Genomic DNA, 20,707 nt, shown 5'->3' with positions numbered 1-20,707 from the left:
TGAAAGTGGCTGCAAGTCGTTTAATTGTGATGTGATTTACAGGGGGATACGTTATCGTAGCGCGCTTCACGGAAGTGATAATCATTATTTATCAAATCAATGTTTATATTTAAGGATGATGTAGTTATGAACGGTGATATCCGTTATACGAATAATTCCCGACAAACATTTATATTTCATGGCAAGGGTCTGGATTATTTTTTCATTTCTCTGGTTAATGTTCTGCTGAGTATCATTACGTTAGGGGGTTATATCCCCTGGGCAGTGGTGCGCTCCCGGCGCTACGTGTACGAAAACATGGAGTTAAACGGTGCACGCTTTGGCTATCATGCAAAGGGTGGCGCACTGTTTATAAGTTTCTGGTTAATGTCAATAATCCTTTTTGTCGTTATCTATACCGCAGAGATGCTTCATTCATTATTAGGTTATATTGCGATATTTCTTCTAATGTTGATCATGCCTTTTTTTATGGTGAAAAGCCTGCAATATAATGCGCTGATGACCACATTAAATAATATCCGCTTCGCCTTTCATTGTTCAATGAAAAAAGCCTGGTGGGTAATGATGGGCCTGCCGACATTACTGGCTATTTTATTATGCGTGGTTCTCTATGGTATTGGGAGTATGATGTTCAGCGGTTACAATTTTGACAGCTTACTGGCGAAGATTATTACGCTGGCACTGCTCGGAATCGTGGGCATGGGCGTGAGCAATGGCTATGTATATGCCAAATGGCTATCTCTGATCGGGAAAGGTGGTCAGTTCGGCGTCCATAAATTCGATATTCGTGTCAGCACGAAGTACTGTATTAAAGCCTGCCTGTTCTCATTAGGTATTCTGGTTCCGTTTATGGGGCTAATGTTTTACTTACTTTCGATCTCCAATAGCAGTATGGCGATGCTGCGTACGATTAACGGCTCGGAGGATTTCGAGCCCTCAGGGTTTCCGGGGCAAATTCTGCTGTGCTATCTGCTCTATATTGGCGGCATTCTGATCTCATCGGCTTATCTCTGGCAGGCCTTCCGCAACCATTTAATGAATGGTTTGACGCTGGCGGAAGGACGTATTCGTTTTACTTCCACCCTGACGTTCTATGGCGTTGTGATACAACTGGTTTTGCTGGTCTTCGTCTCCGGGGTCACGCTCGGCCTTGCCTATCCGTGGATGAAAATACGTTTTATCCGTTACCAGGCCCTTCATACCCATGTTGAAGGAGATTTGGACGACGTAGTGTTGACGGATCATGACGAGCAGGTTGAAAAGGGTTTTATCGCCCTGCTTTCCCGCGGCGTGATGCCGATAGCTCCTTTCATATAAAACCAAAAGGCCGGACTCTGCTTCGGCCTTTATTTGCTTTTATCGTCGTTTTCCTGCCATACCATCACTTTTCTGTGCTGACAAGACCAGTAATATTGGGCGCTACATTTTTAGTACAAAGTTTACTAAACTTAATAACGGAAATAAAAATACCGCAATATTTCTATGGCTTAATTAGCGTTGTTTCTGATTTACGATAAGGATTGTTATGACTTTTGAAAATGGTGGTGCTGCGGCGACGCCTTCCCGGAATTTTGTGTTCCAGGGCAGTGGCGCGGGATATTTCTGGATCTGGCTGGTAAACGTTTTACTCACCATCGTTACCCTCGGGTTGTTTCTGCCCTGGGCGCTGGTGCGTGCCCGCCGTTATTTTTATGAGAATACCGATCTGGAAGGGGCGCGTTTTTCTTACCACGCCACCGGACGTTCAGTATTTGTAGGCTGGCTGTGCCTCATGGTGCTGTATATCATATTTCTGATTAATATGGCGCATAATAACGTGGTGTTATCCCTATGTATGATAGGGTTGTTTTTACTTTTCTTCCCATGGCTGGTGACGCAGGGCCTGCGTTATCAATTCCTGATGACGGAAATTAATAATGTGCGCTTTAGCTTTTACGCCAGCCCGCTGCGCGCCTGGTGGGTCATGCTGGGCTGCCCGTTGTTAATTATGACGGTCTCTGTGGTGGTGTTTTCGCTGTTTATGTCGAGCACTCTCAGCATGGGTTCCTATACCGCGATTATTGTGGGTATTGGCGTTGGTACGCTGGCGTTGCTGCTGGGTTCCGCCATTATGCAGGGGGTTTATACCGCCCAGTGGTATGGCATGCTGGTGAATAATCTGCAGTACGGTACGCAGAAATTTGCCGCAACCTACTCCATCAAGAAGTGCATCTGGATAGCGCTGTTCTCCATGCTGCTGCTCTTCCCGTTCCTGGCACTGGCGTTGTTTATCATCGTGCCGGCCTTCTTTACGCTGATGCAATATTCCCAGGCGGTGGGCGATAGCCCGGAACAACTGGCGATGTTAGCCGGACCATTCTACGGCAAAATCGCGCTGGCCTATCTGGTGTACCTGTTCGGTATTATTGTCTGCTTTATCTATGCCTTCGTGAAAATGCGTAATTATATTTACGGGCAGGTCACGCTGGCCGGGCATATTCGCTTCTCATCAACCGTGACTATTAGGCGCGTGCTGTGGTTGTCTATCAGCAATACGCTGGTGTGCATGATTACGCTTTTCCTGGCATATCCATGGGCGAAAGTCCGCTTTACCCGCTATGTGCTGGAAAATACGCATGTTCACGGTGAGTTGCAGAATCTGACGCTGGAAAACCACGGTCAGCAACCGGCAAAAGATCCGGCGAACCTGCTGGCGCGCGGGTTGTCATTCTTCCCGGCGGTGTTTTAAGTCAGACGTTCCCGGATGCGTGATGCTGTTTGTAGCCCCGGTAAGCGCAGCGCCACCGGGGATTACCTGAGAGTTTCCCCCCTGAATTGTGGGACAAAAAAAGCCGGGCTATCGAAGCCCGGCTTTTTCATGTGCAGCCTGATTACAGCGCGCTAATAACGGCCTGCTGTTCAATCAGCTTGGTTTTGGCCTCTGCATAGCCGTCCAGCTTCTCACGCTCTTTGGCAATCACCGCTTCCGGTGCGCGCGCCACAAAACCTTCGTTGGACAGTTTGCTTTCGATACGGCCAATTTCCGCGTCGATCTTCGCCACTTCTTTCGCCAGACGCGCCAGCTCGTCTTCTTTGTTAATCAGACCTGCCATGGGAATCAGCAGCTCCGCGCCATCGATAATCTTGGTCACGGAAACCGGACCTTTATCATCGGCTGGCAGAACCGTGATGCTTTCCAGACGCGCCAGATTCAGCAGGAAGCTGCGGTTGTCATTTACGCGACGCTCCGCATCTTTACTGCAACCACGCAGCAGCAGCTCCAGCGGTTTGCCCGGGGAGATATTCATTTCGGCACGGATATTACGTACCGCCACGATCGCCTGTTTCAGCCATTCGGTATCTGCCAGCGCCGCTTCATCAACCTGAGACGCATCGTACTGCGGGATAGGCTGCAGCATGATGGTATCGGCGGTAATGCCTTTCAGCACTTTCACGCGCTGCCAGATGGTTTCCGTGATAAACGGAATGATCGGGTGCGCCAGACGCAGCAGCGCTTCCAGCACGTTCACCAGCGTGTTACGCGTGCCGCGCAACTCTGCCTCAGAACCGCCGCTCATCACTGGCTTGGTCAGCTCCAGATACCAGTCACAGAACTGGTTCCAGGTGAATTCATACAGGATGCCCGCGGCGATATCGAAGCGGAAGTTATCCAGCGCTTCACGGTATGCTTTCACGGTCTGGTTGAATTCCGCCAGGATCCAACGGTCCGCCAGCGACAGTACCATCTCGCCGCCGTTGAAGCCGCAATCCTGGTCTTCGGTATTCATCAGCACGAAACGGCTGGCGTTCCACAGCTTGTTACAGAAGTTGCGGTAACCTTCCAGACGCTTCATATCCCAGTTGATGTCGCGACCGGTCGATGCCAGCGCGGCCAGGGTGAAACGCAGGGCGTCGGTGCCGTGCGGCTCAATGCCGTTCGGGAACTGCTTCTCGGTGCGCTTGCGGATTTTTTCCGCCAGTTGCGGCTGCATCATGTTGCCGGTACGTTTCTCCAGCAGATCCGCCAGAGAGATACCGTCCACCATATCCAGCGGGTCAATAACGTTACCCTTGGATTTGGACATCTTCTGGCCTTCGTCATCACGAATCAGACCGGTCATGTAGACGGTATGGAACGGCACCTGCGGCTTGCCGTTTTCATCTTTGATGAAGTGCATGGTCATCATGATCATGCGGGCAATCCAGAAGAAGATGATGTCGAAGCCAGAGACCATCACGGTGCTCGGGTGGAACTGACGCAGGGCATCGGTGTTTTCCGGCCAGCCGAGGGTAGAGAAGGTCCACAGGGCAGAGGAGAACCAGGTGTCCAGCACGTCTTCGTCCTGGCGCAGGGCAACATCGGCGCCCAGGTTATTTTCCTGGCGCACTTCGGCTTCGTTACGACCCACATAGACATTGCCGTTGTTGTCGTACCACGCCGGGATGCGATGGCCCCACCATAACTGACGGGAGATACACCAGTCCTGAATATCGCGCATCCAGGAGAAGTACATGTTTTCGTACTGCTTCGGCACAAACTGGATCTCGCCATTCTCAACCGCTTCTACCGCCGGTTTCGCCAGCACGTCGGCACGTACATACCACTGGTCGGTCAGCATCGGTTCGATAACCACGCCGCCACGGTCGCCGTAAGGTACGGTCAGGTCGTGTGGTTTGATCTCTTCCAGCAGGCCCAGCGTGTCAACGGCAGCAACGATGGCTTTACGCGCCGCAAAGCGTTCCAGTTTCTGGAACTCCGCCGGGATTTCATTTGAGTAGACGTCGGATTCGTTGCCTTTGGTGTCGTACACTTCCGCCGTTTCGCGGATATCGCCATCAAAGGTCAGAATGTTGATCATTGGAAGCTGATGACGACGGCCCACTTCGTAGTCATTAAAGTCGTGCGCCGGGGTGATTTTCACGCAGCCGGTGCCTTTTTCCATGTCGGCGTGTTCGTCGCCCACGATAGGAATACGGCGGTTCACCAGCGGCAGAACCACATATTTACCGATCAGGTCTTTGTAACGCGGGTCTTCCGGGTTCACCGCCACGCCGGTATCGCCCAGCAGGGTTTCCGGACGGGTGGTGGCGACGACCAGATAATCTTTGCCGTCGGCGGTTTTCGCGCCGTCAGCCAGCGGGTAGCGAATGTGCCACATGGACCCTTTGGACTCGCGGTTTTCCACTTCGAGGTCGGAAATCGCGGTGCGCAGTTTCGGGTCCCAGTTCACCAGGCGCTTACCACGGTAAATCAGGTCTTCTTTGTACAGGCGGACAAAGACTTCTTTCACGGCGTTGGAGAGCCCTTCGTCCATGGTGAAGCGCTCGCGCTCCCAATCCACGGAGTTGCCCAGACGGCGCATCTGGCGGGTAATGGTGCCGCCGGATTCTGCCTTCCACTGCCAGATTTTTTCGATAAAGGCGTCGCGGCCATAATCGTGGCGGGTTTTACCTTCTTCGGCGGCAATCTTACGCTCAACCACCATCTGGGTTGCGATACCCGCGTGGTCGGTACCGGCCTGCCACAGGGTGTTTTTGCCCTGCATGCGCTGGTAGCGAATCATGGTATCCATGATGGTCTGCTGGAAGGCGTGACCCATGTGCAAACTGCCGGTGACGTTGGGCGGAGGGATCATGATGCAGAAGCTTTCCTGGCTTTCATCGCCATTCGGTTTGAAGTAGCCCTGCTTTTCCCAATGCTCGTAAAGCGGCTGTTCGATCTCTTGGGGGTTGTATGTCTTTTCCATTATTTCCAGGTTGCCGTGTTCAGGTTGAAACCAGCCATGCGATAGGCTTTATAGCGTTCGCGAGCCAGTTGTTTCAAAGAATCTTCGTAAGGAACGAAGTCTATCACTTCTGTGAAAGCGGTGGCAAAATCTGCAAAGTTTGTCCGCAAACTGATGAGAATATCGCGCGGGCTGCCGTTGCGCTTTTGCGGCCAGGCTATCTCAACAGGCGCACCGCCTCTGGGGCCTTCTCCGGCGAGGTTATGTGGTACAAAACTCTCCGGCGGCCTTGCCCACAGCGCTTCATCCAGTCGCAGCGCCTGCTGCTCGTCTTCACAGGCAATCAGCACGCGTTTGCCATTGCGCCAACGTTCTGCGGCAACCTCACACACCAGTTGTTCCACGGCGCTCAGGCCGTTGACGGTGGTCTCATTGTCCAGAAGATAAAACGTGGCGTTCTTCATGATATGGGGCTTCTTGTGGTGAATTTAAATCGTACACCCTCACCCGGTCATTCGCCCTCAAGAGAGAGGGCGAATGCCATCCCCACGCCCCTTAGGGGAGAGGGGACGGGTGAGGGGATTTCGCTTACTCTTCGCCAGTAAACCCGGCGCGGTTCAGCAGGAACTGCGACAGCATAGCCACCGGACGACCGGTTGCGCCTTTGGCTTTACCGGAACGCCACGCGGTACCGGCGATGTCCAGATGCGCCCAGTTGTACTTACGGGCAAAGCGGGAAAGGAAGCACCCTGCGGTAATCGCGCCGCCCGGACGACCACCAATGTTCGCCATATCGGCAAAATTGGAATCCAGTTGCTCGTAGTACTCATCACCCAACGGCAGACGCCATGCGCGGTCGCCCGCCTGCTCGGACGCGCCAATCAGCTCATGCGCCAGCGGGTTATGGTTCGACATCAGCCCGGTGATGTGATGGCCCAGGGCAATCACGCATGCGCCGGTCAGGGTCGCCACGTCGATAACCGCTTCCGGCTCGAAGCGCTCAACATAGGTGAGCACGTCGCACAGCACCAGGCGGCCTTCAGCATCGGTGTTCAGCACTTCAACGGTCTGGCCGGACATGGTGGTCAGCACGTCGCCCGGACGATAAGCGCGCCCGCCTGGCATGTTTTCACAGCCCGCCAGCACGCCGATGACGTTAATCGGCAGTTGCAGTTCGGCCACCATGCGCATCACGCCGTACACTGCCGCCGCGCCGCACATGTCGTACTTCATCTCGTCCATCCCTTCGGACGGCTTAATAGAGATACCGCCGGAGTCGAAGGTCAGGCCTTTGCCGACCAGGACAATCGGACGCACATCTTCCGACGGGTTACCTTTATATTCGATAACCGACATCAGCGATTCGTTTTGTGAGCCTGCGCCGACCGCGAGGTAAGAGTGCATCCCCAGTTCGCGCATCTGCTGCTCACCGATTACGCGGGTGATGACATTTTTGCTGTATGAGTCCGCCAGTTGACGCGCCTGAGAAGCCAGATAGGCCGCATTGCAAATGTTTGGCGGCATGTTGCCGAGATCTTTCGCCGCTTTGATGCCCGCAGCAATCGCCAGACCATGCTGGATTGCGCGCTCGCCGCTGGTCAGTTCCCGACGGGTCGGCACGTTGAAGACCATTTTACGCAGCGGACGACGCGGCTCGCTCTTATTGGTTTTCAACTGGTCAAAGCTGTACAGAGATTCTTTTGCTGTTTCGACCGCCTGGCGAACTTTCCAGTAGGTATTGCGGCCTTTAACGTGTAGCTCGGTCAGGAAGCAAACGGCTTCCATTGAACCAGTATCATTCAGGGTATTAATGGTTTTCTGAATGACCTGCTTATACTGGCGTTCATCCAGTTCGCGTTCTTTGCCGCAACCAATCAACAGAATACGTTCGGAGAGGACATTTGGAACGTGGTGCAGCAGCAGGGTCTGGCCCGGTTTGCCTTCCAGTTCGCCACGGCGCAGCAGTGCGCTGATATAGCCGTCACTGATCTTGTCGAGTTGCTCGGCAATCGGAGAGAGACGGCGCGGCTCAAAAACACCCACAACGATGCAGGCACTCCGCTGTTTCTCCGGGCTACCGCTTTTTACACTGAACTCCATGCACTATACTCCTGAATCTTAAAGACAACAGCAGGGGCTACAGATATACTCGACCTCTTTCAAACCGCAGATGCGTTGGCTTGCGCCTGCTTACCCCAGCCACTTACTGAACGTAAGTTCCGGGGCTTCACAGTCTCGCCGCCTTTCTGCAACTCGAAATCCATTGAGTATATAATTGCAAGCTTTCGTAACTCATGTCCGCTGTTGCGGTGACTTCGTGTTAATCTTAACGATACTTAGGTTTCGGCACGTCAGATACGGGTCGGATACGTTTTACCGCTGAGTATATTAATCTTAGCGATGATTTCGACGACTCAAGAGAATAAATGACGTTTAAGCCACGAAACAAGCGATTTTCCAGTAAAAAGACTGGTTTTTACGGGCGTAATATAAAGTGATAATCATAAGATATCTTGCGCGGGAGACGCTAAAAAGCCAGTTTGCGATCCTCTTCATCCTGCTTCTGATCTTTTTCTGTCAGAAACTGGTAAGGATCCTCGGCGCAGCGGTCGACGGCGAAATCCCCACGAACCTGGTACTCTCGCTACTGGGTCTCGGTGTGCCAGAGATGGCGCAACTTATCCTGCCGCTCAGTCTGTTCCTCGGTCTGCTCATGACGCTGGGCAAACTTTATACCGAGAGTGAAATTACCGTCATGCACGCCTGCGGCCTGAGCCGGGCGGTGCTGGTCAAAGCGGCGATGATTCTGGCGCTGTTCACCGGTGCGCTGGCGGCGGCAAACGTCATGTGGCTTAGCCCCTGGTCATCGCGCCATCAGGAATCGGTGCTGGCTGATGCCAAAGCTAACCCTGGCATGGCCGCACTGGCGCAAGGGCAGTTCCAGCCAGCCTCTGACGGTAACTCGGTGCTGTTTATCGAAAGCGTAGAAGGCAGCAAATTCCACGATGTCTTCCTGGCGCAGATTCGCACGAAAGGCAATTCCCGCCCCTCTGTGGTGGTAGCGGACTCCGGCCATCTTGCACAATTGAAAGATGGTTCTCAGGTCGTGACCCTGAACACCGGCACCCGCTTTGAAGGGACGGCGCTGTTGCGTGATTTCCGCATTACCGATTTCAAAGATTATCAGGCGATTATCGGCCACCAGGCGGTGACGCTGGACCCGGATGATACCGAGCAGATGGGGCTTGATACGCTGTGGCGCACGGATACCCCACGCGCTAAGGCCGAGTTACACTGGCGTCTGACTCTGATATTCACCGTATTTATGATGGCGCTGATGGTTGTGCCGCTGAGCGTGGTGAACCCGCGCCAGGGACGCGTGCTGTCGATGCTGCCCGCCATGCTGTTGTATCTGGTGTTCTTCCTGCTACAAACTTCCCTGCGATCCAATGCCGCAAAAGGCAAAATCGATCCGATGATTTGGATGTGGGCGGTTAACCTGGCGTACCTGGCGTTGGCGATGGGTCTGAACTTGTGGGACACGGTACCGATGCGTCGGATTCGCGCCCGTGTGATGGGCAGAGGAGCGGTATAATGCAGGCGTTTGGCGTACTTGACCGCTATATCGGCAAAACCATTTTTTCCACCATCATGATGACGCTGTTCATGCTGGTGTCGCTCTCCGGCATCATCAAATTTGTCGACCAGTTGAAAAAGGCCGGGCAGGGCAGCTATGACGCGATGGGGGCGGGGCTTTATACCATCCTCAGCGTGCCGAAAGATATTCAGATTTTCTTCCCGATGGCGGCGCTGCTTGGCGCGCTCCTGGGGCTGGGGATGTTGGCCCAGCGTAGTGAACTGGTGGTGATGCAGGCTTCGGGTTACACCCGTATGCAGGTGGCGCTGTCAGTGATGAAAACGGCCATCCCGCTGGTGCTGTTAACCATGGCGATTGGCGAATGGGTGGCGCCGCAGGGCGAACAAATGGCGCGTAACCAGCGCGCGCAGTCAATGTATGGCGGTTCGCTGCTCTCCACCCAGCAAGGGTTGTGGGCGAAAGATGGCGAGACGTTTGTCTATATTGAGCGGGTGAAGAGCGATGATGAGTTGGGTGGGGTGAGTATTTACTCCTTCAACGATCAGCGTCGTTTGCAGTCCGTTCGCTATGCCGCTTTAGCGAAGTTCGATAAAGACACTAAGCTGTGGCGGCTGTCGCAGGTGGATGAATCCAACCTGACCGACCCGAAACAAGTGACCGGTACACAGACGCTGACCGGTACCTGGAAGACCAACCTCACGCCGGACAAACTGGGCGTGGTGGCGCTGGACCCTGACGCACTGTCGATTAGCGGTCTGCACAACTATGTGAAGTACCTGAAATCAAGCGGCCAGGATGCCGGGCGTTATCAGCTCCAGATGTGGAGCAAAATTTTCCAGCCGCTTTCCGTGGCGGTGATGATGCTGATGGCGCTGTCGTTTATCTTTGGCCCGTTGCGTAGCGTGCCGATGGGCGTGCGCGTGGTGACGGGTATCAGCTTCGGCTTTGTATTCTACCTGCTGGACCAGATTTTCGGCCCGCTGACGCTGGTATACGGCATTCCGCCGATTATTGGCGCGTTGCTGCCAAGCACTTCGTTCTTCCTGATTAGCCTCTGGCTGCTGATGCGTAAGAACTAGGTTTCTGTTCTGTTCCCGGATGCGGCTTCGCCTTATCCGGGCTGCTTTCTCCTTCTCCCTGTGGGAGAGAGCGCCTGGCCGCACTAAACTCATCCTATTTCATCGACACACTTTCCCTTATCCTGGCTACGCTTTCCTTACGGTTCTCAAAAAATTCAGGAAGCTATGTCCAGATTCTTCTTTAATGACCGAAAACAATTGGTCAATGACGCCATTGAAGGAATGGTGATTTCCGCTCCCCACGGCAATTTAGTTCGCCTCGACATCGACCCCGCTATTCGTATTGTTGCCCGCGCCGACTGGGATAAATCCCGCGTTGCAGTGATCTCCGGCGGCGGTTCCGGCCATGAGCCCGCACACGCTGGCTTTGTAGGTAAGGGAATGCTCACTGCCGCCGTCTGTGGCGACGTGTTTGCCTCGCCGAGCGTTGATGCTGTGCTCAACGCGATCGTCGCCGTCACCGGTGACCGGGGCTGCCTGCTGATCGTTAAAAACTACACCGGCGACCGCCTTAACTTCGGCCTCGCGGCAGAAAAAGCCAAACGCTACGGGCTGAAAGTAGAGATGGTGATCGTCGCCGACGACATCGCCCTGCCGGACAATAAACAGCCGCGCGGTATCGCCGGAACGGCGCTGGTGCATAAAATCGCAGGCTACGCCGCCGAGCAGGGTAAATCCTTAAGCGAAGTGCGCGACATCGCCCGACAGGCAAGTGAGAGTGTCTGGAGCCTGGGGCTGGCGATGGAGACCTGCAACCTGCCGGGAAGCAGCGATGAAGACGACCGTATCCAGCGTGGGCAGGTCGAACTGGGGCTCGGCATTCACGGCGAGCCGGGCGCGAGCACGGTGGACTCGCATAACAGCCAGAAGTTGATTGAGACGCTGGTTGCACCACTGAAAGCACGGGCCGGGGATGACCGCGTTGCGGTGTTAATCAACAACCTGGGCGGTGTGTCAGCGCTCGAAATGGCCCTGCTCACCAAAGAGCTGGCACACTCGGCGCTGAAAGATCAGATTGCATATCTGATTGGCCCCGCGCCGCTGGTCAGTTCCCTGGATATGAAAGGCTTTTCCCTTTCGCTGTTACGCCTGAACGAGACATTTGAGAAAGCCATTAATGCCGATGTACAGACCGTCGGCTGGCAAAAACCGGTGCCTTTTGCGCCGATGAAAACCCAGCGCCACAACCCGGTTTACAACCAACTGGAAATCGAACCGTCGGAAAACCCACAGGTAAAAACGCTGGTCTCGACGGCGGCGCGGACACTTGTCGATCTCGAAAATCGCCTGAATGCGCTGGATGCCAAAGTGGGCGATGGCGATACCGGCTCGACGTTCGCCGAAGGGGCGCGGGAAATTATCCATTTGCTGGAGCAGGGTGCGCTGCCGCTGAATAACACCGCGCAGTTGCTGCAACTGGTGGGCGAGCGGCTGGCAACAGTAATGGGTGGCTCCAGCGGCGTGCTGATGTCCATCTTCTTTACCGCCGCAGGTCAGGCTGTGCATGATGGTAAATCTTTGCCAGAGGCGTTGCTCCGTGGGCTACATCAGATGAAACATTATGGCGGGGCGGACTTAGGCGACCGGACACTTATCGACGCGTTGCAACCGGCGCTGGAAGCCTTGCGCGATAGCGGGCTGGATGCCGCAGCGTCTGCCGCAAAAGCGGGTGCCGCCAAAACCGCGACCATGCAGACCGCTGGCGCGGGCCGTTCGTCCTATGTGAACAGTGAGAGTCTGGAAGGCGTCACCGACCCTGGCGCAGTGGCGATTGCAGAGGTGTTCGCGGCGCTGGCTAAGGGGTAAGCCATTTCCCGGATGCGTAGCGCTTATCCGGGCTACGCCTGGCTCCCGATGCAAATATGAGTGCGGGTTTTCGCCCTCTCCCTGTGAGAGAGGGCAGGAGTAAGGGCAGCAGGCTGCACAGCGCCATTAGCCGGATGTGCTGCCGCCTGGCTCCCGATGCAAATATGAGTGCGGGTTTACTCCCTCTCCCTGTGGGAGAGGGCAGGGGTGAGGGGCACATCAGAAATCCGCTTTCAACACCACGCGGTAACGCGCCTTCCCGTCACGCACATGCTGCAACGCCTCGTTAATCTGCGACATCGGGAACATCTCGGTAGTCGGTGCCACCTTCGCCCGCCCGGCAAACTTCATCAGCTTACGCAGCTCGAACGGTGTACCGGTCGCGGAACCGGACACACTTCTGTCGCCGCCAATCAGCGTAAAGGCCGGGACTTCCAACGGTTTCAGTACTGCGCCAACGGTATGGAACGCGCCGCCGTGGGCCAGCGCTTCAAAATACGGCTGCCACTGCAAATCAACGTTCACGGTGTTGATAATTAAATCGAACTGGCCCGCCAGCGCTTTTAAGGCCTCCGGATCGCGGCTGTTGACTACATAATCCGCGCCCATCAGGCGGACTTCGGCCTCTTTCGCCGGGTTCGAACTGAACGCCGTCACCTCGCAGCCCATCGCGCGCAGCAGTTTGATGGCGATATGGCCCAGCCCTCCAATCCCGATTACCCCGACACGGCTGGTAGCGGTGATATGATGCATCAGCAGCGGTTTAAACACGGTAATGCCGCCGCAGAGCAGCGGCCCGGCGGTCTCGACATCGATGGTATCCGGCAGCGGGATCACCCATTGCCAGCCCGCGCGGATTTTGTCGGCAAAGCCGCCGCGGTTAAGGATGGTTGGCACCGCGCCTTCCTGGCAGTTGATATTGTCGCCGTTGATACAGGCGTCGCAGTGACCGCAGCTTTTCGCCGTCCAGCCAATGCCCACGCGCTGACCGACTTTCAGCCCTTTGTTTTGCGCGGCACTACCCAGCGCCACCACGCGACCAATCACTTCATGCCCGGCGACCAGCGGATATTGAGAGAAGCCCCACTCGTTGTCGATCATCGACAAATCCGAGTGGCAGATCCCGCAATAATCCACTTGTACTTCCACATCTTCCTGACCCAATTCCCCCGCGTCGTACTCAAACGGCTCCAGGTCTGCCCCGGCTTCTTTAGCGGCATAGCTTTTGATAATCGACATCGCCTTTCCTCATGATGGTGTGAGATTTGAGTGTAGAGGATAGTCAGAGTAGTGGAGTTAATCTTTGCGTAACAAGGCGTTAAGCCAGGTTTCCGCACGATCCGGGCGTTTATCCTGCGTCGTCCACATCGACACCACCTGAACATCCGGTAATGGGCTGACCAGCGCGGTCAGGCCTGATTCGGTTAAGTCACTGAAATGACGACCTTCTTTCTCTCTTTCCTGTTCGCCATATTTGAACGAGACGTACCAGATTCCGCCGGGTTTCAGCGCCTGCGCCAGCCTGGACATCACCTGCGGTAAAGCGTGTGCTTCCACGTGTAGCAGGGACGCGCAGCACCAGATGCCGTCGTAACGGTCAGTGGCATCGACATCGCTGAATGTCATTTGCTTAACCGCCAGCCCGCTATGCTGCGATGCCATGCGAACCATCTCGGAGGACGCATCAAAGGCCTCGACCTGATAACCCATCTCCAGAAATGCACGGCTGTCGCGCCCGGAACCGCATCCGGCGTCCAGAACGCGCGCGCCAGGGGCAAGGTGCGCGGTAAAAGGGGCGTAGAGCGACGACATATCGACGCCGATGGTATCGGCAAAGAATGCCTGTGCATGATTTTGATAGTAGTTAATGGTCATCAGAAAGTATCCGGCCCGGTGGCCTTTGGCTCCCATTCGTGGAATAAGTTTACGCGAGCAGTGTTCCAGACATTTGACAGGAAATCATGCCGTTTTACAGTGCTCGCACCGGTCTGGCGTATCAGGGTTTCGCGCAGCGGGAGGTGGCTGGTAATGAAGTACTCGTTGCGATCGTGCAGGCGCTGCAGCAGTTTCAATGAGGGGACGTGGGCAAATTTCCCCTGTTTACCCCGGTTACAACATTTACAGGCCAGCACCAGGTTCCAGACGCCATTCACATTCCTCACCTGGTCTTTGAGCATCCACGGAATAAAGTGATCGACATCGGCCAGGTTTGCGTCGCCGGTTTCTACGCTTATAGGTGCGAAGCAGTAAAAGCAGCGGCCTTTCTGGTAGCCGTTGAGGCTGTCGCGACAACTGGTGATATCGACACGGCGGTTATTCTGGATGCTGAACAGCATGTTGTCCTGTTCGTCATGCTCCACGGCAATGAGGTTGCGCGACACGCCCATCGCCCAACCCTGCTCGACCAGGTTCCAGCGGGCGTCCGTCTCCAGCTTAAGGTTCTGATACTGCATACCTTCCGTGAGCTGATGAAAATTTGTCGTCAGGCGTATGCCTTTGTGGGTTTTACGCTCGTCGATAAAAAAGCGTTTTTCGATTTCGCCCTGATTGACGTTGTGAAACGCATTGAGCACAACACTAAAACCATTTCGCAGCGTCGCTTCTGTAAGCGCATTCTGGTCGATTTCCCCGGCATTAAACTGACGACAGGCATCCAGATACTGACTTCTGGAGGAGGTGATTTGCTTTGGTGCCTGCGCCAGATGGCGACACAGATGCTGGCTGAACGGGACGGCAAGATCTTCGAGAAGGATGAGGTCGCTGCCGTCGCGTTTCACGTCGTACAGCGCATGGGCCAGCGCGAATTTGTAGGAAGCGACATTTTTGCCAAAGAGGATTATGCCGCGCCAGTAGTTCTCCAGCGTGGGTTCAACCTGATAGAAACGCATGCCTTGTCCTGATCTATGGATGTGGGGAATGGGTAAAACCCGTAACAGGATCAGATAACAAGACGCGATAAATGTAAACCGCCGCTGTCACGTTGCAGCGTTTTGCGAGAAGCGTTCCAGATAGTGGGGAAGTGCGGTGGAGATGTGTCGATTTTTTCGGCATTTAGACGCGGCAAGGCGGGGGAATGCTTGCGCCGGGATCTGCAACAGGTATAATGCAACCCGCTATCAGCATCCCCTTCAGTGCCGAAGTGGCGAAATCGGTAGACGCAGTTGATTCAAAATCAACCGTAGAAATACGTGCCGGTTCGAGTCCGGCCTTCGGCACCAAAAGATGCAACAATCAAGCCGCCCAAGGGCGGCTTTTTTTGTGTCTAAACTCCAGTATCCGTAAGGTGTTGTCCCGCTTTTTCACTCAACTTAAATCAATCTGATTCCATCGACATCAACTTACTGATCTCCTCCCTGAAAACAGTGCCAATCTAAACTGAAGTATCCTGTCTTTCTTCCATCTCGCCGAGAGGCACCTCGACATCAAAAAGACCCGTTATACCGAAGAACAGATTGCGTTTGCGCTGAAACAGGCCGAAACCGGCTCCCGCATCGAGGAAGTCTGCAGAAAAATGGTATTTCTGAGGCCACCTTTTGCAACTGGAAAAAGAAATTTGCCGGTCTGGGCGTGACGATCGGGCAATAACCCTGCGCATCAGGGAGATAGCAGAAACCCGGATACGCTACGGTTGTCCACGCATTCATATCCAGTTACACCGGGAGGTCTGGCCTGTTAATCACAAGAAAACCCACCGGATTTATTGTCTGGAAGGACTGAATCTGCGCAGAAAACGGCCCCGCAGGCATTTCAGTGCAGCACGCCGTCAGCAGCGCCCGGCGCTGACGCATGTCGATCAGTGCTGGAGTATGGATTTTGTGTCGGATAATCTGTTTAACGGGCAGCGTTTTCGGGCACTGACTGTAGTGGATAATTTTAGTCGGGAATGTCTGGCGATCCATGCTGGAAAATCGCTGAAAGGTGACGATATGGTCAGCGTGATGGAAGTGCTTCGGGTATTGGATAAGCGCCTGCCGATACGTATCCAGACGAATAACGGCAGCGAGTTTATCTCGAAAAGTCTGGATAAATGGGCGTATGAACACGGTGTCACGATGGGTTTCTCCCGCCCCGTAAAACCGACAAATAATCCGTTTATTGAATCATTTAATGGTAGCCTGCGCGACGAATGCCTGAACATTCACTGGTTTTTATCACTGGAAGATGCGCAGGAGAAACTCGACAACTGGCGCAGGGAATATAATCATAAGAGAACGCATTCATCATTAAATGACATGACTCCGGCTGAATTTAACCGAAGTCTCCAGAAAGGCGAAGGTCTCTGATTTAGCACTGCACTGATTTTGGGAGAAGGTCAATTTGACCGGGAACTCAAAAAATGCATGGAACTAAAATAGATCTATTTACAATATCTTTTAAGGTTTTTTAATGTTATCAACTATCTATTATTAAATAGTCAAGAGATGATAGGCGATATTACGTCAAAAAATATTTTATAATTGCAAATGACAAAAATAATACTAATATAAATAAAGTGTCGATGTTATAGCTTGCTATGGGGTGTACAATGGAATCCATATTCATGGGGGGAATATGCCTAACATGAAGTTATTCAAGTCAAAGGATACAAAGCTTGAGTTAAAAATAAGGAAACCATTATTTGCTCGAGGGCTTCGTTATCGTTTGTATGATGCACAATGGCCCGGCAAGCCAGATTTATATTTCCCAAAATATAATGCGGTTATTTTTATTCATGGCTGTTTTTGGCATGGTCATGATAGATGTCAAATTTCCCATATACCCAAGAGAAATGAAACTTATTGGCGTGAAAAAATTGAAAGAAATAAAGAAAGAGATTTACGTGATCAGCAATATATTAAAAATCATAATATTCGGGTTTTAGTTATATGGGAGTGTGCCGTAAAGTCGAAATATATTGATTTTTATGACGTCATTGATTATATAGAGTGGTGGATTAAAGGGCTGGCGCAATCGACCGAAATGAGCGCAATAAATCCCATGCCGACATTTAAGTTTTAACATATTTACACGGTTTGGTGATTTAATTATGTCTAATATTTTTTATTGCCAAATATCATAAGCGGCATAAAGGATGTTGCCTTGTTAATTCTGTGGCATATATAACATCTTTCCGTTTTCTTTTATAGCTGACAGTAATTCTAAGAGATTAAATGGTTTCTTAAAATTATTGTTTAACCGAGATAGTTAAACTGAGATATAAATCTATTTAATATTTAAACACATCAAGTTCGCGATTTGTCTATTTTGGATGGATATATTTAAATGTTTTTAGATAATAATGTCAAGCCATTATCCCATATATATTTATTTATTGTATTTAACATAATCCTTCATGACAAAATAATTTGTCGAAGGTCACAAATAAATGATTACGGCAAAATGAGATTTTACTATACAAAACTATTCAAATTTATTATACATAAGTCAATGGAAAGTTAACTGCTGATGAGAGCGATTTGATGCATCGCTTTATAAGGTGAATAAGGCGAAAAATTTACCTTCATGCATTTAACTTTTTGAAAAATAAACAATTTTATGTGTTGAAGGTTAAATTATGGAAATTGTTTCGGGAAGAGCTTTGGGTGGAAAGACATTAACGATAAATTCAGCAAATGCGTTCATTGCCTATAGTGCTCGTGTTGATGTATCGGAGATGCATTTTAGTGACGTACTAACAGGGTTGAAGCATTTTGTTAACAATGCGGCATCTGAGAAAGGAGGAAGCGTTAGTGACAATTCTTTCAACAAATGTAATGGCGATTGGTATGAATGGTTAATAGCTATCCAATCAATTGTTTTTTTTCTAAATAATAATACGAATCGCCTGTTAATTAAAATGCCAAATGCTTCTTCATTTGACGTTATATCGATGTATAAAGAATATCTAAGTGGATTTATTTATGATCTTAGAGAGAAACTTAAAGTAAACGATGTAAATTTGATTACTTCTAATCCTGACTTTTCTATTATAGAAATTGGTGAGGCTCGCGCTTACTATGAAGAATATTTGTCTGGTATTTCTTTCTATAATCTAGATTTATCTACTTTAAGCAAGCTTGATAATTTATACAAGCAATTTGTAAATTATGCTGAATTAGATAGTATAGTTTCGTTTCTATCAGTTAAAACAACATTTAGGCCTGACAGGCGTCTTCAGCTTGCACATGAAGGAAGTTTGATGAAAGCTCTTTATACTCATCTTCAAACTAGAACGTGGAATATTAATCCCAGAGGGGTTAAGTATTATGCTGCTGCGACATCTATAGGCCCGGCTGACAAAATAGGGCTTAAAACTGTTGCAACTCACTCTATAACAGATGTAAAGAGTTTACCTCAGAGCGCAGTAGATGAACTCTTTAAGATAAACTCTATAAGTGATGTAAATACTTGTATGACTCACATCTTATTTAGTTGAGAAAGATATGAATATACAGTGTTGGCTAAACCTTTCGCTGCTAGATACGGTACTCCATTACCTATAGTTTTAAACATATCTGTTAAAGACATATTTGCTGGTAATTCAAACTCTTTAGGAAGAGATTGGATTGCCATTGCCTCAGCCGCTGAAATCCTTCTAGGTATAAATGGGTGAATATGTACTTCATTATTTCCATATGCAGCTGTGGGCGAGAATCTGCTTCTATGGAGCCTTTTATAAGATTTTTTACTAACATCACCTTCTTTTATCGTCATAAATTTTGATAACCCATTCCGGGGGATAAAATGATGTTTTGCATTAGGATGCGAGTCTACGTCATTTTTATTAAACCAGTACTCAATAGTAACCTTTTCTTGCCAGTCATACACAGGATTCCATTTCAAAAGATAACCGTCAGTAGAAGGCCAGATTTCTTTATCTAATATGATGTTTTTCTTATATTTTATATGTTCTTCCCAAGGGAAATCCGCGATGCTAAGGCTCATTTCTTTTCTAATACCAAACAAGAATATTCTATCGCGATCTTGCGGAGCACCATATTCAATGCTGTTTGTCAGCCTATCAGTCAAAGAATATTCTACTGAAAGAATATCCTTCATCCTATTATAAAATTCTCTATGTTTTTTGGTTCTCCATAAACCTTTTACATTTTCGAAAATAAAAAAATCTGGTTTAAATTCAATTATGGTATCAACGTATGCTTTAGTCAGTACACCGTTTTCGCCGTGTTCGCCTTTATTTTTTCCCCCCACAGAGAAATCAGGGCAAGGCGGACCTCCAATGAACCCAACAAGGCTGCTTTTTTTTGCATCAATAATTTTTGCAGCAAATTCATCTTTTTGATTGCATGAAATATCTCTTATATCCCCTTGATAATAACCGTACTTCGGCTCTGGGATACCGAGTTTTTTCCTGGAATATTTGTATGCTTCTAGGAAAGGTTTGTGGTATTCATTCACAAACTCTACTTTAAAACCAGACGCTTCGAACCCAAGATCAAGGAAACCAGATCCTGAAAAGAAAGAAAAAATTATTGGTTTTTCCATTGGTTAATGTAACCTTACTTTATGAAAATTTCACCATGATACGCACTCAGTGCGTAAAGTCAATATGTGATTTTGCTGATGGATAACTTTTCTATAACTCTAAAGAAATACAAAGATGATTTGAATATCACACAGTTAGAAATGTGCGATATTCTATATGGTGTACCACATCGTACTTTACAAAGCTGGCTTCAAGATGAAAAGTTACCGCCTGATTACGTTAAGTATTTGATAATTAATAGATTGGATATGTACTGCCACAATTATTTCCAAAATAAAAATCAATCTTAGATGCATTGATTGTTTGCATTGCTATAAAGCAAACCACCGCTTTTACGGTGGTTTGTGTGCTATTGGTTTCTAAGTTCGTCCACTCACCACCCCAATAAACTCTCTCACCTGCTTCTGTTTCCTCGCAGACAGCTTCTCCACCACCCTCAGCGACGCCAGCAGTTCCGGTTCTGGCTCTTTCGCGGTCAGCACAATGCAGCCATTCATCACTATGGCCTCCACCTCTGTGCCGGTGGCGAACCCGGCGGCTTCCAGCCAGTGGCCTTTCAGCGTGAGAGCCGGGAGACGCGCATAATCCGGATGACGGCTCGCATAACTTACCGTTAGTTTGTGCTTATTCGCCGGGAGAACTTCTGGTTGCTCAATATCTGCAATAGAATCCGCGTTAGTCATGATTACTATTCCTGTTTAATAGTGATTGTGGTTAGCGGAAAAGTGTGTTGGCGCACACTTTCTCCGCGCTAACTCTGTTCAAACTGTTTGCGCCAGTGACGCCTGCTGAATCAGATGATACAACTGTAAAAATACCCAGTATCTCTCCGCGAGTCCAGATGTAAATCAATGAAAATCAGCGCCTTATAAACGCTTTTGGAATCATTTTCTTATCATTTCCACAACTGCCCGTAACCATCCCCCCATTACATTCCGTTGCCGCCCATTTTGTGATCAAGCCTCAAAAAAGCGCAGTCTCCCCGTCTCTCTGATTTACCTCTGTGCAACACCTGGATTACAGTGAATCAAAT

Annotated in this window: 16 protein-coding genes, 1 tRNA gene and 1 pseudogene; 10 read left to right on the top strand and 8 right to left on the bottom strand. The window is 50.6% G+C overall.

The features are described 5' to 3' along the window. The first annotated feature begins 126 nt into the window (after positions 1–126). Together ABIB59_RS20015 and ABIB59_RS20010 are read left to right on the top strand one after the other, a co-directional pair. The gene (locus tag ABIB59_RS20015; RefSeq protein ID WP_354036751.1) at positions 127–1,317 is read left to right on the top strand and encodes a YjgN family protein; all 1,191 of its coding nucleotides are present in this window, start codon (positions 127–129) and stop codon (positions 1,315–1,317) included. A gap of 208 nt (positions 1,318–1,525) precedes the next feature. After that, positions 1,526–2,728, top strand: coding sequence for a YjgN family protein (locus tag ABIB59_RS20010; protein ID WP_354036749.1), 1,203 nt, complete (start codon positions 1,526–1,528; stop codon positions 2,726–2,728). A 142-nt stretch (positions 2,729–2,870) separates the two neighbouring features. On the opposite strand, the gene ABIB59_RS20005 is transcribed toward ABIB59_RS20010, so the two are convergent. From ABIB59_RS20005 to pepA, 3 genes are all read right to left on the bottom strand, one after another. After that, positions 2,871–5,726 (bottom strand): valine--tRNA ligase, encoded by a 2,856-nt coding sequence (locus ABIB59_RS20005; RefSeq protein WP_079497727.1) that lies wholly within the window; start codon positions 5,724–5,726, stop codon positions 2,871–2,873. Further along, positions 5,726–6,169: a DNA polymerase III subunit chi gene (holC, locus tag ABIB59_RS20000; protein ID WP_354036747.1), complete on the bottom strand. Its 444-nt coding sequence runs from the start codon at positions 6,167–6,169 to the stop codon at positions 5,726–5,728. Before holC ends, ABIB59_RS20005 begins: the two co-directional genes overlap by 1 nt. A gap of 124 nt (positions 6,170–6,293) precedes the next feature. After that, positions 6,294–7,805 carry a leucyl aminopeptidase gene (gene pepA / locus ABIB59_RS19995; protein WP_039076902.1) on the bottom strand — a complete coding sequence of 504 codons (1,512 nt, stop codon included), beginning with the start codon at positions 7,803–7,805 and terminating at the stop codon, positions 6,294–6,296. Between the two features lie 279 nt (positions 7,806–8,084). Between pepA and ABIB59_RS19990 the strand changes: the two genes are divergently transcribed. The 4 genes from ABIB59_RS19990 (at position 8,085) to ABIB59_RS19975 (ending at position 12,188) form a co-directional block, all read left to right on the top strand. Then, complete coding sequence (locus tag ABIB59_RS19990; protein WP_216637209.1) at positions 8,085–8,135, top strand: hypothetical protein; 51 nt, start codon at positions 8,085–8,087, stop codon at positions 8,133–8,135. Between the two features lie 64 nt (positions 8,136–8,199). Further along, positions 8,200–9,300 carry an LPS export ABC transporter permease LptF gene (gene lptF / locus ABIB59_RS19985; RefSeq protein ID WP_354036745.1) on the top strand — a complete coding sequence of 367 codons (1,101 nt, stop codon included), beginning with the start codon at positions 8,200–8,202 and terminating at the stop codon, positions 9,298–9,300. Continuing rightward, positions 9,300–10,382 (top strand): LPS export ABC transporter permease LptG, encoded by a 1,083-nt coding sequence (gene lptG / locus ABIB59_RS19980; protein ID WP_071193522.1) that lies wholly within the window; start codon positions 9,300–9,302, stop codon positions 10,380–10,382. The genes lptF and lptG overlap by 1 nt, the downstream gene beginning before the upstream one ends. Positions 10,383–10,547: 165 nt before the next feature. Beyond that, on the top strand, positions 10,548–12,188 hold the full coding sequence (locus ABIB59_RS19975) for a dihydroxyacetone kinase subunit DhaK (protein WP_354036743.1): 1,641 nt from the start codon (positions 10,548–10,550) through the stop codon (positions 12,186–12,188). 219 nt (positions 12,189–12,407) lie between these two features. Here ABIB59_RS19975 and ahr read toward each other — a convergent pair whose 3' ends face one another. From ahr to ABIB59_RS19960, 3 genes are read right to left on the bottom strand one after another with little or no spacing between them, the layout of a single operon-like run. Further along, positions 12,408–13,427 carry an NADPH-dependent aldehyde reductase Ahr gene (gene ahr / locus ABIB59_RS19970; RefSeq protein ID WP_354036741.1) on the bottom strand — a complete coding sequence of 340 codons (1,020 nt, stop codon included), beginning with the start codon at positions 13,425–13,427 and terminating at the stop codon, positions 12,408–12,410. 57 nt (positions 13,428–13,484) lie between these two features. Next, positions 13,485–14,063 (bottom strand): class I SAM-dependent methyltransferase, encoded by a 579-nt coding sequence (locus tag ABIB59_RS19965; protein ID WP_354036739.1) that lies wholly within the window; start codon positions 14,061–14,063, stop codon positions 13,485–13,487. Then, positions 14,063–15,076: an HNH endonuclease family protein gene (locus ABIB59_RS19960; RefSeq protein ID WP_354036737.1), complete on the bottom strand. Its 1,014-nt coding sequence runs from the start codon at positions 15,074–15,076 to the stop codon at positions 14,063–14,065. Before ABIB59_RS19960 ends, ABIB59_RS19965 begins: the two co-directional genes overlap by 1 nt. Positions 15,077–15,321: 245 nt before the next feature. Between ABIB59_RS19960 and ABIB59_RS19955 the strand changes: the two genes are divergently transcribed. The 4 genes and pseudogenes from ABIB59_RS19955 (at position 15,322) to ABIB59_RS19940 (ending at position 18,603) form a co-directional block, all read left to right on the top strand. Beyond that, positions 15,322–15,406, top strand: a tRNA-Leu gene (locus tag ABIB59_RS19955). Positions 15,407–15,609: 203 nt separating this feature from the next. Continuing rightward, positions 15,610–16,471: pseudogene (locus tag ABIB59_RS19950) on the top strand (IS3 family transposase). A 268-nt stretch (positions 16,472–16,739) separates the two neighbouring features. Beyond that, positions 16,740–17,186, top strand: a complete 447-nt coding sequence (locus tag ABIB59_RS19945; protein ID WP_193795003.1) for a very short patch repair endonuclease — start codon at positions 16,740–16,742, stop codon at positions 17,184–17,186. 556 nt (positions 17,187–17,742) lie between these two features. Next, a complete protein-coding gene (locus tag ABIB59_RS19940) occupies positions 17,743–18,603 on the top strand; it encodes a Cfr10I/Bse634I family restriction endonuclease (RefSeq protein WP_193795004.1) in 861 nt (286 codons plus the stop codon). On the opposite strand, the gene ABIB59_RS19935 is transcribed toward ABIB59_RS19940, so the two are convergent. Both ABIB59_RS19935 and symE read right to left on the bottom strand, forming a co-directional pair. Next, entirely contained in the window at positions 18,585–19,673 is a 1,089-nt protein-coding gene (locus ABIB59_RS19935) for a DNA cytosine methyltransferase (protein ID WP_354036735.1), read from the bottom strand. The genes ABIB59_RS19940 and ABIB59_RS19935 overlap by 19 nt on opposite strands. Positions 19,674–20,033: 360 nt before the next feature. Further along, entirely contained in the window at positions 20,034–20,357 is a 324-nt protein-coding gene (gene symE / locus ABIB59_RS19930; protein WP_354036733.1) for an endoribonuclease SymE, read from the bottom strand. Positions 20,358–20,707 lie beyond the last annotated feature (350 nt).

Source organism: Citrobacter sp. UYEF32, from assembly GCF_040546205.1.
Taxonomy (GTDB): Bacteria; Pseudomonadota; Gammaproteobacteria; order Enterobacterales; family Enterobacteriaceae; genus Phytobacter; species Phytobacter diazotrophicus.
The sequence above is the reverse complement of the archived record's forward strand: the minus strand, read 5'-3'. Positions and strand labels throughout refer to the sequence as shown.

What these genes read in the sequence shown, in the direction of transcription:
- ABIB59_RS20015 (WP_354036751.1), top strand. Translation starts at nt 127, where the DNA reads ATGAACGGTGATATCCGTTATACGAATAATTCCCGACAAACATTTATA.
- ABIB59_RS20010 (WP_354036749.1), top strand. Translation starts at nt 1,526, where the DNA reads ATGACTTTTGAAAATGGTGGTGCTGCGGCGACGCCTTCCCGGAATTTT.
- ABIB59_RS20005 (WP_079497727.1), bottom strand. Translation starts at nt 5,726, where the DNA reads ATGGAAAAGACATACAACCCCCAAGAGATCGAACAGCCGCTTTACGAG.
- holC (WP_354036747.1), bottom strand. Translation starts at nt 6,169, where the DNA reads ATGAAGAACGCCACGTTTTATCTTCTGGACAATGAGACCACCGTCAAC.
- pepA (WP_039076902.1), bottom strand. Translation starts at nt 7,805, where the DNA reads ATGGAGTTCAGTGTAAAAAGCGGTAGCCCGGAGAAACAGCGGAGTGCC.
- lptG (WP_071193522.1), top strand. Translation starts at nt 9,300, where the DNA reads ATGCAGGCGTTTGGCGTACTTGACCGCTATATCGGCAAAACCATTTTT.
- ABIB59_RS19975 (WP_354036743.1), top strand. Translation starts at nt 10,548, where the DNA reads ATGTCCAGATTCTTCTTTAATGACCGAAAACAATTGGTCAATGACGCC.
- ahr (WP_354036741.1), bottom strand. Translation starts at nt 13,427, where the DNA reads ATGTCGATTATCAAAAGCTATGCCGCTAAAGAAGCCGGGGCAGACCTG.
- ABIB59_RS19965 (WP_354036739.1), bottom strand. Translation starts at nt 14,063, where the DNA reads ATGACCATTAACTACTATCAAAATCATGCACAGGCATTCTTTGCCGAT.
- ABIB59_RS19960 (WP_354036737.1), bottom strand. Translation starts at nt 15,076, where the DNA reads ATGCGTTTCTATCAGGTTGAACCCACGCTGGAGAACTACTGGCGCGGC.
- ABIB59_RS19945 (WP_193795003.1), top strand. Translation starts at nt 16,740, where the DNA reads ATGCCTAACATGAAGTTATTCAAGTCAAAGGATACAAAGCTTGAGTTA.
- ABIB59_RS19940 (WP_193795004.1), top strand. Translation starts at nt 17,743, where the DNA reads ATGGAAATTGTTTCGGGAAGAGCTTTGGGTGGAAAGACATTAACGATA.
- ABIB59_RS19935 (WP_354036735.1), bottom strand. Translation starts at nt 19,673, where the DNA reads ATGGAAAAACCAATAATTTTTTCTTTCTTTTCAGGATCTGGTTTCCTT.
- symE (WP_354036733.1), bottom strand. Translation starts at nt 20,357, where the DNA reads ATGACTAACGCGGATTCTATTGCAGATATTGAGCAACCAGAAGTTCTC.